Here is an 11724-nt window from a genome sequence, read left to right on the forward strand (position 1 = left end):
CTATGGCCATGGATGCGCGTCCCCAGATTGGTCAGTTCGTCAAAGTGCTTCGCGGTAAAGACGAAACAAGCTTGGCAATCATCGTAGCGATCATCGACGACAGGTTCGTCATGATAGCCGACGGCGACAAGCGAAAATTCGATCTGCCGAAGAAAAAAAACGTTCTGCATCTTGAACTACAGCCTGAAATAAGCCAAGAGGTAACAAGCAGCATGCTTGAAGCCGGCAGGGTAACCAACGCCAAGTTACGTTATGTGATTCAGAAGTTTATGCAAGCGAAAGGAGAATGACGGTGGCTAAGGAAGACGTCATTGAGGTCGAAGGCACGGTAATTGAGCCGTTGCCAAATGCGATGTTCAAGGTGGAGCTGGAGAACGGTCATCAGATTCTCGCACACGTTTCCGGAAAGCTCAGAATGCACTTTATTCGCATCCTGACAGGAGACAAAGTGGTTATACAGTTATCGCCTTATGATTTATCAAGAGGGCGCATCACCTATCGTAAGTAGGCTTAATAAGCCTGCTGACGAAAGATTCGGGAGGTAATCACAATGAAGGTTAGACCTTCGGTAAAGCCGATCTGCGAAAAATGCAAAGTCATTCGTCGCAAAGGCAACGTTATGGTGATTTGTGAAAATCCGAAACACAAACAAAAACAAGGATAGAAGGAGGAATATATAGCCTATGGCACGTATAGCTGGTGTAGACTTGCCGCGTGATAAACGCGTCGAAATCGCCTTGACGTACATCTTCGGTATTGGCAAGAAGACTTCACAAACTTTGTTGACTGCTGCTGATGTTAACTATGACACTCGCGTTCGCGATCTTACTGAAGACGAATTGGCTCGTTTGCGTGAAGCAATCGACAAAAGCGTTAAAGTAGAAGGCGACCTGCGTCGTGAAATTTCGCTTAACATTAAACGCCTGACTGAAATCGGCTGCTACCGTGGTCTTCGTCACCGTCGCGGTTTGCCTGTTCGTGGTCAACGTACAAAAACAAACGCTCGTACTCGCAAAGGTCCTCGTCGGACTGTAGCTAACAAGAAGAAATAAGAAGGGAGGATAATGGACAATGGCTAAACCAAAAAAAGTCGTACGTACCAAACGTCGCGACCGGAAAAATATTGACACTGGCGTTGCGCACATCCGCTCGACGTTCAACAATACGATCGTTACGATTACGGATCCGCACGGTAATGCAATCTCCTGGGCAAGCTCCGGTAACCTTGGTTTCAAGGGATCCCGTAAGAGTACGCCATTCGCAGCTCAAATGGCTGCTGAATCCGCTGCGAAAGCTGCAATGGAGCATGGCATGAAAACTGTCGAAGTGATGGTTAAAGGTCCAGGCGCAGGCCGCGAAGCAGCGATTCGTTCGCTTCAAGCTGCAGGATTGGAAGTTAACCTCATTAAAGACGTTACCCCAGTTCCGCATAACGGATGCCGTCCTCCGAAACGTCGTCGCGTATAGTTGGATCAACGGTGGTATCAAATAACAACAACTTGTGAATAATGGTTGTGAAGGTTTGGCATACTACGAGATTTGACTTAAAATAACGTAAGTAACGGAGCGACGTTTGAAGGAGGGTACTATTAGTGATTGAGATCGAAAAGCCGAAAATCGAAACCGTTGAACTGAATGACGAGGGAACTTACGGACGGTTCGTCGTTGAGCCGCTGGAACGCGGATACGGAACGACGCTTGGAAATTCGCTTCGCCGAATTTTGTTGTCGTCGTTGCCGGGAGCAGCAGTAACCTCGGTTCAGATCGACGGAGTGCTTCACGAGTTCTCCACGGTTCCCGGAGTGATTGAGGATGTTACCGAAATCATTCTGAACCTGAAGGGCCTCTCGTTAAAAATCCACTCCGATGAAGAAAAGGTGTTGGAAATCGACGCGGAAGGCGAAGGGAACATTACGGCGGGCGACATTCGAGCTGACAGTGATGTCGAGATTTTAAGCCCTGATCTTCACATCGCAACCTTGGCCTCCGGCGCGCGGCTCCATATGCGGATTTTTGCCAATCGGGGACGCGGCTACGTGCAAGCGGACCGCAACAAGAAGGACGATCAACCGATCGGAGTTATTCCGGTCGATTCGATCTACACGCCAATTACTCGTGTCAACTACAGCGTTGAAAATACGCGCGTCGGTCAAGTCACTAACTATGACAAACTGACGCTTGAAGTATGGACGGACGGAAGTATTCGTCCGGAAGAGGCTGTAAGCCTCGGCGCGAAGATTTTGACCGAGCATTTGGACTTGTTCGTTGGATTAACCGATGAAGCCAAAGACGCGGAGATTATGGTCGAGAAGGAAGAAGACAAGAAAGAGAAAGTTCTGGAGATGACAATCGAGGAACTGGATCTTTCCGTACGTTCTTACAACTGCTTGAAACGCGCAGGAATCAATACCGTTCAAGAGCTGATCACGAAATCCGAAGAGGACATGATGAAGGTTCGTAACTTGGGCCGCAAATCCCTCGAGGAAGTTCAAGAGAAACTTGAAGAGCTGGGCCTTGGCCTGCGTATGGAAGAGTAGAGACCAACTTAGTGTAGACAACAGAGCAAGGGAGGGGAAAACAAGATGGCATATCAAAAACTAGGACGTGACGCTAGTGCACGGAAAGCATTGTTCCGTGACCTCGTTACTGATTTGTTCCTTTATGAGCGTATCCAAACGACTGAAGCTAAAGCGAAAGAAGTTCGTTCTATCGCTGAGAAGCTGATCACTAAAGCGAAGCAAGGTGATCTTCATGCTCGTCGTCAAGTAGCAGCTTATGTTCGTCGCGAATCCGTTAACGGTGAGCAAGACGCAATCCAAAAGCTGTTCTCCGAACTGGCTACCCGTTACTCGGAACGTGCGGGCGGATACACGCGTATCCTTAAGCTAGGACCTCGTCGCGGCGATGCTGCGCCTATGGTTTACCTAGAACTGGTTGACCGCGCGTAATTGACCGGACCTACCGCAAGAGCTGCAATCGTCCTTCTTGAAGGACGATGCCGCAATTGCGTAGTATATAAGCCTTGGAGCGTATATACAGAGAAAGGGTGGACCCTTGCGGCCACCTTTTTTTATTGGGTAACTAGCTTGGAGTGGCAAGGGAGGTGTTAGCGATGCGAAACATATGCGTGAAAGTAAGCTATGATGGAGCCGGCTTTAACGGTTTTCAGTCGCAGCCTTATGGCAGAACGGTTCAGAGTGAGATTGAGAAGGCGATCAGGCAATTGACCGGCGAGACGATTATTATAATCGGTTCGGGACGCACCGATGCTGGCGTGCATGCGCAAGGTCAGGTATTCAACTTCTATACGGAGTCGACAATACCGACAGAACGGTGGGCTATTGCGCTCAATACGCGCTTGCCGAAGGATATCGTCATAATAGAGGCCATTGATGTGCCGGAACACTTTCATGCTAGACGTTCAGCCAAACGCAAGACGTACCGCTACACGATCGATACCGGGAAGTTTCCCGATGTGTTCGGGCGGCAATACCGCTTCCATCATCCGGCTCCTCTGAACGTGAAGGCGATGCGAGACGGACTCATGCACCTCATTGGCGAGCATGATTTCACCTCGTTCACTTCGATCCACTCGACTAAGCCGCATCATGTGCGTACGGTCTATGAAGCTGACTTTGTGCAAGAGGGACCTATCGTTCATATGTACATTACCGGCAACGGATTTTTGTACAATATGGTTCGGGTTATTATGGGAACCTTGTTGTGGGTAGGCCAAGGAAAGCTCGATCCGGACGACGTGAAACGGATCCTGGATGGCTGCAATCGTTCACTAGCAGGACCAACGGCAATGGCTCACGGTCTAATGCTTCTGGACGTTGAGTATTCCAGCGAAACGCCATTATAATTAACTATAAATCACTTGCTTATACCTAGTCTTTATAGTAGAATATAACTTGTGCTTTCGAAGTGGCTATCCCACAGCCCCGACTGCGAAAGTTACAAACTTGGCGATCAACAATGAATAACAAACCAACGGAAACGTTGTTATAAAAAACGATTAATGTATAAGAATTAAGGAGGATCATCCATGCGTACCACCTATATGGCTAAGCCAAATGAAGTTGAGCGTAAATGGTTCGTCATCGATGCGGAAGGCAAAACGCTTGGTCGTTTGGCTAGTGAAGCTGCAGCGCTTATCCGCGGCAAGCACAAACCGCAATTTACGCCACATGTTGATACAGGAGATTTCGTCGTTGTTATTAACGCTGAGAAGATCGTATTGACAGGCAAGAAAATGTCGGACAAAATGTACTACCGTCACTCGATGTACCCAGGCGGTCTGAAAGTTACACCGGCACAAGAAATGATCAAAAACAAGCCAGAACGCGTTATCGAATTCGCAGTTCACGGCATGTTGCCTAAGAACCGTCTTGGCGACAAAATGAAGCTTAAACTTAAAGTATACGCAGGTGCGGAACATCCACATCAAGCACAAAACCCTGAAGTTTACGAACTTCGCGGGTAATAAAGAGGAGGACAAGTTTCATGGCTCAAGTGCAATACTATGGAACCGGTCGTCGTAAACACTCTGTTGCACGTGTACGTCTTGTGCCGGGTGAAGGACGAATCATTGTTAATAAACGCGATTTGAATGAATATTTCGGTTTGGAAACACTCAAGCTGATCGTAAAACAACCGCTTAACCTGACTGATACGCTTTCGAAATATGACGTATTGGTTATCGCTAACGGCGGCGGAATGTCCGGTCAAGCTGGCGCTATCCGTCACGGTATTTCCCGCGCATTGCTCAAAGCTGACCCAGAATTCCGTCCAGCTCTGAAACGCGCAGGCTTCCTGACTCGTGATCCGCGTATGAAAGAACGTAAAAAATACGGTCTTAAAGCGGCACGTCGCGCTCCACAATTCTCGAAACGTTAATATGTTCACGACGATACCTTCTCTGTACTCCAGGGAAGGTATTTTTGTTTTAGTGAATATTGGTTCAAACAATGGATTGAACAATGACTACGAAAGATTTATAATTTTTATACAGACCACTTTACTAGGTATTAAAATCGGAGGGCATCGCTATGAATCTTTTTGAAAAAGAAGCGCTTATCGCGAAGCAAGCTGTTGAGCTTGAGAATGCGACGCCAGAGGAAATCATCGCTTTTGCGGTTAAGACATTCCCTAATATTACTTTCGCCTGCAGCTTTGGTGCGGAAGATGTTGTCTTGGTAGATATGCTTCAAAAGGTTAGTCCAAAGACCGATATTTTCTATCTGGATACGGATTATCATTTCAAAGAAACCTATGAGACGCGCGACCGCATGGTGGAGCGTTACCCTGGTATTCCGTTCGTAGAAGTGAAACCAGAGCTCACGCCTGAAGAGCAAGCGGCTCAATTCGGCGAAGAGCTGTGGAAATCGGACGCGAACGCTTGCTGCAACATTCGTAAAGTTAAGCCGCTTACGAATATCCTTGCGAAATACGAAGCTTGGATTACAGGTATTCGCCGTGATCAAGCACCTACTCGCGCGAATTCGAAAAAAATCGAATACGATACAAAATTCGGTTTGGTGAAGTTTAATCCAATCGCTGGTTGGACAACCGAAGATGTATGGAACTACATTCGCGAGAATGACGTCATCTATAACCCATTGCATGACCAAAACTACCCAAGTATCGGCTGCGAGCAATGCACGCGCAAAGTTATGCCGGGCGAAGATCCACGCGCAGGACGCTGGTCGGGACAAGAGAAAACGGAATGCGGTTTGCATAAATAAGCATACTCTCCAATCGAATTCATTCGAGAGAAGCGACTATGAAGACAAGACTCACATAATACACCATCTCGTCCCATATAAATGATAGTGTGCTGTTTACGCATCATTATATGAAGGACGGGGTGGTTTTTTTATGCGCCGATTAGGTCGGCATTTCGTCGTATGGATTAATTATAAGGGAGCGATACGAATCGCCATTGGCTTACTCGTCATCGCCTTAACAGCTGTACTGCTCGGACAAGGAATGCCAGCAGCCCGAACGTGGTCGTATTGGACGATGCCGTTGTCGGGCAAGACGATTGCTATTGACGCCGGGCACGGAGGCGTGGATGGGGGGGCGATGAGCAAGGAGGGGGTTATCGAGAAGGACTTGAACCTTGCCATAGCTCTTTATTTGCGCGATTATTTGCAGCAGGCAGGTGCTGTTGTCTTAATGACGCGCGAAGGGGATTATGATCTCGCCACAGGAGACTCACGCGCCTACAGCAAGCGCAAGACCGAAGATCTGAAGAAACGTGTTGCGCTCATCAAAGAGAATCATCCAGCGGCCGTCATCAGCATCCATATGAACAGCATCCCGTCGGATAAGTGGTCGGGCGCACAGACGTTTTTCCACCCGGACAAACATCCTGACAACCGATCGCTTGCGACGCTCATTCAAGATGAGATTAAACGTAATCTTGAGAACACAAGCCGGATGCCAGCGTCGAAAAAAGACGTTTATGTGTTGAAGGAACTCGCAGACATGCCGACAGCGCTCGTTGAGGTAGGGTTTCTATCCAATCCGGGAGAAGCAGCCCGACTGGCGGATACGGAATACCAGAGGCAGGTTGCAGCATCGATCTATCAGGGCATACTAAGGTATAGCTCGGGGGAGAAGGTTGCCGAGGTGCAGGAGTAGCGCGTTCAACTGCTTAAAGAGCCATATTTCGCTAGTTGGCTGATGGACATACTGTGCTATAATTAAGTGATTAAATATAAGATCATTTATCGAAATGTGATTACATAAAGGTGGGACATAACCGATGTTAACGCGTGAACAAGTGATTGATCTCGTCGGTTCGGTGACGAGTACGTATAGCGCGGATGGAATTACAATCCGCGACGTTATGGTAAAGGACCGTCAAGTATCATTGACGGTCCTTGGGGCTGGCGCGGACGTACAACCCGCGCTGGAAGCCTCGCTTCGCGAGGCGCTGGCGCGGGAGGGCGTCGAAACCGTGCGTTGCCGGTTTCGAAGCGAGTCCGCGCCTGACGCTGGCAGCAGCAAGGCAGAGCCTGCTGCGAAGCCAGCGGCAGCTGGGGCGGCGCCGGTGCAGGGACACGGCACCGGCCTCGCCAGCGCGTTGCTGGATCCTGCCAGCAACGTGAAGTTCATCGCCGTCGCCAGCGGCAAGGGCGGCGTCGGCAAGTCGACGGTGACCGTCAATCTAGCGGTCGCCTTAGCCCGCAGGGGCAAGCGCGTCGGCATTATCGACGCCGACATCTATGGCTTCAGCGTGCCCGATATGATGGGCATCGAGGAACGCCCGAACGTTGTGAATGAGCGGGTCATTCCGATCGAGAAGTTCGGCGTCAAAGTGATGTCGATGGGCTTCTTCGTTGAGGACAATAGCCCGATCGTATGGCGCGGGCCAATGCTCGGCAAGATGCTGCGCAACTTCTTCCAGGAAATCGAGTGGGGGGAGCTCGACTATTTGCTGCTCGACTTGCCGCCAGGCACGGGCGACGTCGCGCTTGACGTCCATCAGATCATCCCGCAGAGCAAAGAAATTATCGTTACGACGCCTCATGCGACAGCTGCATTCGTAGCGGCGCGGGCAGGGGCAATGGCGATTAAGACCGAACATGAGATTATCGGTATTGTCGAGAACATGTCGTATTACGTCTCAACCTCCACAGGGGAGAAGGAATACGTATTCGGGCGCGGAGGCGGAGCTCGCTTAGCCGAATCGCTTAATGCGGATTTGCTCGCGCAAATTCCTCTTGGAGCGCCGGACAACCACATATCCGAACCGGACTTCGCGCCTTCGGTATATAAGGAAGATACGGAAACGGGCGGTATGTACTTGGAGCTGGCCGATAGCGTACTTAAGAAGCTAGAAGGTTAATCGCATACAAATCGCATAAAGAAGAAGCCAGGAACAGCGATCGCGCTGTCCTGGCTCTTTTTTTTCCTACATACCGGAATCATCGCCGCTCGAATCGCCGGATGATTGATCGTCTCCCGATGATTGCCCTTCGTCTTTCGAGGCGTCTTCCTCGGACTTTTTCTTCTCGACCTTTTCTTCCGGATTAGGTTTAAGTTCCTCCTGCACCGCTTTTTTCATCAGGTCAAGCACTTCGAGGCGGAACAACGGATTTTGCATCGATTCCTGCATGAGCGACATGACTTCCTTGCGGTATTGCGTGCTTTGAAGCACTTCAAGAATCATTTTGTCCATCTCCGGCGTTTTCAGCACTTTAACGAGATCGGCTTGATAAGTCGGATCCTTGATCAATTCTTTATGAATGTCTTTATTCTGTTTGTTGATCGCTTTGGCGAACTCGCCGGCGAACCGGGTGTCGACCATGAGCTTCTTGATGACTTTGTCGTAATCAGGCGAGACGAGCACGTCTTTGACTGCAAGCCGTACTTCCTCCTGGTCCTGAACGGATAGAAGCTTCGACGTGCTGCCATTATAGCCTGACATCTGCTGCGAAGATTCCTGAAGCGCCTTCTGAGCGTCTTCCGTCTTTAGAATGTCGATGACCATTGACTTCATATCCTTATAACTGACTTGTTGGCCTCCGCCAGACGGTTCTGAACCGCAGCTTGTCAATACCATCGCCAAAGCGGGGATAACCAACAATAAAGCCCACCGATTGCGCATATGACCTTGCTCCCTTCTATGTCAGCACTTGTGTAATCGTCGCAAGAGGCAGGGAATGCCCTGATTTGAACCAAATTGATGGTCTTATTATGCGCAATGTTCACCGTATTATCATGAGTGCCAGTTAGCTTTTTGCCCCGAACGTGGTAAAATAAAGGGTGTTTGCATAAGGCTTGTTTATAAGCCTTCATGAGTTATAAAGATCCAGTTGGTGCATAGCTGAATATGCACGGGCATTGAGCTCAATTTACAGGAGGAATTGGAATTGAATTTACGCAAATGGTTCTTTTTATTTTGGAGCTGCATGGCAGTCGGTGCGCTTGCTTGCGTCATAAGCGGCTCGATCATGTCATGGACGGATCAGGACTTCGGCTTTATGGGTCTCGAAGCAACGGGCTTTAACGCTTTGATGATGGCTATTGTCGGCTTGATGATCGGCGCGTTCAGCCAAATGGGCTTCTTCGCATATTTGACACTGAATTACATCGCGCTGAGCGTATTCCGCAAAAAATATTTGTGGAATGCCTTGCAAGGCTACACGACTGCTTTCGCAGCGTTCGGACTCGGGTACGTCTTATTCGAGCAGCGGACGAACAATTGGTTTTTCTGGGTGTTGCCGCTAATCCTGCTCATCCTGTCGGTTGCCGTCTCTTGGTATAAAGTGAAGCAAACGAACAAAACCGCATTCGTACCAACCATGTTTCTAATGTTCGTCATAACGTTTATCGAAGCTTGGCCAGCGCTGCAAGGGGAGACGAACGTATCGGCTATCGTCTTTATGATGATTCCGTTATTCGTATGCAATGCGTACCAAAATATGATGATGCACCGTCTGGTCGGAAGCAAAGCGACCGACACCGCAGCAAGCGCTGCGAAGCCGGTCGTCTAATACAACGAGCGGCTCCGATTGCGAGCCGCTCATTGTTTATCCTAATCAATTATTAATGATACTTACGGCTGTTCATCGGCACTCCATTGCGTGTAAGCGGCGATCGATGCTGATTTCTCCTGTACGGGCTTGCCTTCGATATCCGTCTGTGAGATCAGTTCTGATACGTTAACGAAATCATAGCCATTGCCGCGCAATTGATCAATAATAGCTGGGAGAGCTTCCGCGGTCTGCTTGGCGGAGTCGCTTGCATGAAGTAAAATAATATCGCCGGGATGCGTTCTTGTCACGACGCGATTCACAATCTTGTCCGTTCCGGGGCTCATCCAGTCAAGCGAATCCGTATCCCATTGAATTACTTTGTAGTTGAGCTCTTCGGCGATACGAAGGACGCGTTTGTCGAAGTCTCCGTTAGGGAGTCGGATCAGGCTAGGCTGTTTGCCTGTTACATCGGTTAAGATCGTATGTGCGGTCGTAATTTGTTTGCGGATCTCTTCATCGCTGAATTTGCTGTAATTATCATGCTTATGGCCATGGCTGCCAATCTCATAGCCGGCATCAATAATTTTTTTCACAATCTCAGGATGGGACTGACTCCATGGCGAAGACAGGAAGAACGTAGCTTGCTTGACGTTTTTTTCTTTCAACACATTAAGAATCGGTTCTGTCTTTTTTTCACCCCAGCTAATGTCGAACGTAAGGGCGACGATCTTCTTCTCCGTCGGAATACTGTAAATAGCCGCCGGCTGCTGCGGGGCGAAGACGGTAATATTGTCGCGTTCCGCATAGATGATGCCGATAGAGAAAGCGACAGCAATAGCAATTAAGAAGTACCTTTTTAATTTCTGACCGTTGAGCACATAAAAAACATTCATAACCATGCTCTCCTCTCTAATTTGCGCTTGTTGTACAATCTATGCTCGTACACCCAGTTTATTCATGCTTGTTCGATTCCAATGAAAGTTCAACTGATTAGGGAGGTTTTATTCATGTTTAAAAAGAAGTCGATCATAGATCATCTGAAGCAGATGAATCCGTATATTGCTTTTGGATTTATATTGTTTTTTGCCGGCATGGTCATTGGAGGGACGAATCCCGTCTTTCATGCGTTTCTGAATAATCAACTAGCCGGTCTAAGCGGCTTAGCCGACGTTGCCGAGAATTCGGACAATCCGACATTGACGCTTTCCATCATCATCTTCCTTAATAACGCGATTAAAGCTGTGTTCGTCATGTATCTGGGTGCTTTCTTCGGTATCATCCCTTTATTGTTTATCGTTGTGAATGGGATGCTGATCGGATTTCTGTTGCAAAATATCGCTGCCCAAGAGGGAGCAGGTTATATGGCATCGGTTGTTCTTAAAGGCATTTTGCCGCACGGTATAATTGAGATTCCAGCTATCATTATCGCTTGCGCCTATGGCATGAAATTCGGAACGCTTGGTTTGCGCGGGTTTGGCAGCCTATTGTTCAGCAGATCGAAGCTGCCGGCGATCGGCAAAGAGTATGAGATATTCGTTTCACGTACAGTGCCTATGATCGTTATTCTTCCTATTGCAATGCTCGTGGCTTCCATAATCGAAAGCACACTTTCAGTTTGGTTGTTGTCGTTGTAATATTATTTCCAATATTTGAGCATAACAGTAAAGCAGTGTCCTAAGCATTATCGACGGCACTGCTTTTCTGTCACATGGGGGACGGTCCAATTGCGCTTTGTACTTGATAAAGGAGGCCGCTTACGGTTATGCTCGGAATACTGTTCAACGATAAAGAATGCAAAGAACTAGATTACGTATTGCGCAAAGAATTGGACGAAATGCTGCTGGACCTGAATGATTCTAGATTGGATGGAGATATTAAGCAAGCGATCGCGCGGAGGTACAAAATCATCTTCCGAATGTACGCACGCATTGCATCTCCCAAAGAGTTATCGCGCTATGCGCTTAATGCCCGCACTTACCGGTAAAGGGCATACATACAGTGAAGCGGCTGGCGTCTAACGGAGGCGATCAGCCTGCACTGGATCGGCTGTTGTACAGCTGACGAAGTAGGCGTAATAATGGCATTAATAATGTTTTTTAAAAAAATTGAAAAAAGGGGTTGCAATAAAATGGGCCCCTGTGATATATTATAAAAGTCGCCGCTGAGACAAAGCGCCGACACGCAAGAAAAGAAAGACAAGTGATTGTTCTTTGAAAACTGAACAACGAGCGAA

18 protein-coding genes are annotated in these 11724 nt (G+C 48.4%); 16 read left to right on the forward strand and 2 right to left on the reverse strand.

Features of this window, described 5'->3' with window-relative positions; translation table 11 throughout:
* Positions 1 to 2 precede the first annotated feature (2 nt).
* The 13 genes from V8F51_RS25170 (at position 3) to V8F51_RS25230 (ending at position 7858) form a co-directional block, all read left to right on the forward strand.
* The gene (locus V8F51_RS25170) at positions 3 to 290 is read left to right on the forward strand and encodes a KOW domain-containing RNA-binding protein (protein ID WP_337103255.1); all 288 of its coding nucleotides are present in this window, start codon (positions 3 to 5) and stop codon (positions 288 to 290) included.
* Positions 291 to 292: 2 nt separating this feature from the next.
* On the forward strand, positions 293 to 508 hold the full coding sequence (gene infA, locus V8F51_RS25175) for a translation initiation factor IF-1 (RefSeq protein WP_015847200.1): 216 nt from the start codon (positions 293 to 295) through the stop codon (positions 506 to 508).
* Positions 509 to 550: 42 nt separating this feature from the next.
* On the forward strand, positions 551 to 664 hold the full coding sequence (rpmJ, locus tag V8F51_RS25180; RefSeq protein WP_003333770.1) for a 50S ribosomal protein L36: 114 nt from the start codon (positions 551 to 553) through the stop codon (positions 662 to 664).
* Positions 665 to 683: 19 nt separating this feature from the next.
* A complete protein-coding gene (gene rpsM / locus V8F51_RS25185; RefSeq protein WP_337103256.1) occupies positions 684 to 1052 on the forward strand; it encodes a 30S ribosomal protein S13 in 369 nt (122 codons plus the stop codon).
* Between the two features lie 19 nt (positions 1053 to 1071).
* A complete protein-coding gene (gene rpsK / locus V8F51_RS25190; protein ID WP_090986296.1) occupies positions 1072 to 1467 on the forward strand; it encodes a 30S ribosomal protein S11 in 396 nt (131 codons plus the stop codon).
* Between the two features lie 125 nt (positions 1468 to 1592).
* Positions 1593 to 2537 (forward strand): DNA-directed RNA polymerase subunit alpha, encoded by a 945-nt coding sequence (locus V8F51_RS25195; RefSeq protein ID WP_337103257.1) that lies wholly within the window; start codon positions 1593 to 1595, stop codon positions 2535 to 2537.
* Between the two features lie 45 nt (positions 2538 to 2582).
* Positions 2583 to 2948, forward strand: coding sequence for a 50S ribosomal protein L17 (gene rplQ, locus V8F51_RS25200; RefSeq protein ID WP_224726618.1), 366 nt, complete (start codon positions 2583 to 2585; stop codon positions 2946 to 2948).
* 164 nt (positions 2949 to 3112) lie between these two features.
* Positions 3113 to 3865, forward strand: coding sequence for a tRNA pseudouridine(38-40) synthase TruA (truA, locus tag V8F51_RS25205; protein WP_337103258.1), 753 nt, complete (start codon positions 3113 to 3115; stop codon positions 3863 to 3865).
* 183 nt (positions 3866 to 4048) lie between these two features.
* Positions 4049 to 4486: a 50S ribosomal protein L13 gene (gene rplM, locus V8F51_RS25210; protein ID WP_337103259.1), complete on the forward strand. Its 438-nt coding sequence runs from the start codon at positions 4049 to 4051 to the stop codon at positions 4484 to 4486.
* A 20-nt stretch (positions 4487 to 4506) separates the two neighbouring features.
* Complete coding sequence (gene rpsI, locus V8F51_RS25215) at positions 4507 to 4899, forward strand: 30S ribosomal protein S9 (protein WP_028609625.1); 393 nt, start codon at positions 4507 to 4509, stop codon at positions 4897 to 4899.
* A 152-nt stretch (positions 4900 to 5051) separates the two neighbouring features.
* Positions 5052 to 5747, forward strand: coding sequence for a phosphoadenylyl-sulfate reductase (locus V8F51_RS25220; protein ID WP_337103260.1), 696 nt, complete (start codon positions 5052 to 5054; stop codon positions 5745 to 5747).
* A gap of 133 nt (positions 5748 to 5880) precedes the next feature.
* Entirely contained in the window at positions 5881 to 6648 is a 768-nt protein-coding gene (cwlD, locus tag V8F51_RS25225) for an N-acetylmuramoyl-L-alanine amidase CwlD (protein ID WP_337103261.1), read from the forward strand.
* A 124-nt stretch (positions 6649 to 6772) separates the two neighbouring features.
* Positions 6773 to 7858, forward strand: coding sequence for an Mrp/NBP35 family ATP-binding protein (locus V8F51_RS25230; protein WP_337103262.1), 1086 nt, complete (start codon positions 6773 to 6775; stop codon positions 7856 to 7858).
* A 66-nt stretch (positions 7859 to 7924) separates the two neighbouring features.
* On the opposite strand, the gene gerD is transcribed toward V8F51_RS25230, so the two are convergent.
* Positions 7925 to 8620: a spore germination lipoprotein GerD gene (gene gerD / locus V8F51_RS25235; RefSeq protein WP_337103263.1), complete on the reverse strand. Its 696-nt coding sequence runs from the start codon at positions 8618 to 8620 to the stop codon at positions 7925 to 7927.
* A 265-nt stretch (positions 8621 to 8885) separates the two neighbouring features.
* Between gerD and V8F51_RS25240 the strand changes: the two genes are divergently transcribed.
* Entirely contained in the window at positions 8886 to 9509 is a 624-nt protein-coding gene (locus tag V8F51_RS25240) for a KinB-signaling pathway activation protein (protein ID WP_337103264.1), read from the forward strand.
* Positions 9510 to 9571: 62 nt separating this feature from the next.
* On the opposite strand, the gene pdaB is transcribed toward V8F51_RS25240, so the two are convergent.
* Positions 9572 to 10384, reverse strand: coding sequence for a polysaccharide deacetylase family sporulation protein PdaB (gene pdaB / locus V8F51_RS25245; protein ID WP_337103265.1), 813 nt, complete (start codon positions 10382 to 10384; stop codon positions 9572 to 9574).
* A 114-nt stretch (positions 10385 to 10498) separates the two neighbouring features.
* Between pdaB and V8F51_RS25250 the strand changes: the two genes are divergently transcribed.
* Both V8F51_RS25250 and V8F51_RS25255 read left to right on the forward strand, forming a co-directional pair.
* On the forward strand, positions 10499 to 11125 hold the full coding sequence (locus V8F51_RS25250; protein ID WP_337103266.1) for a stage II sporulation protein M: 627 nt from the start codon (positions 10499 to 10501) through the stop codon (positions 11123 to 11125).
* Between the two features lie 128 nt (positions 11126 to 11253).
* On the forward strand, positions 11254 to 11475 hold the full coding sequence (locus tag V8F51_RS25255) for a hypothetical protein (RefSeq protein ID WP_307208526.1): 222 nt from the start codon (positions 11254 to 11256) through the stop codon (positions 11473 to 11475).
* Positions 11476 to 11724 lie beyond the last annotated feature (249 nt).

Origin of the sequence: Paenibacillus sp. YIM B09110, from assembly GCF_037167145.1 — a bacterium.
GTDB lineage: Bacteria > Bacillota > Bacilli > Paenibacillales > Paenibacillaceae > Pristimantibacillus.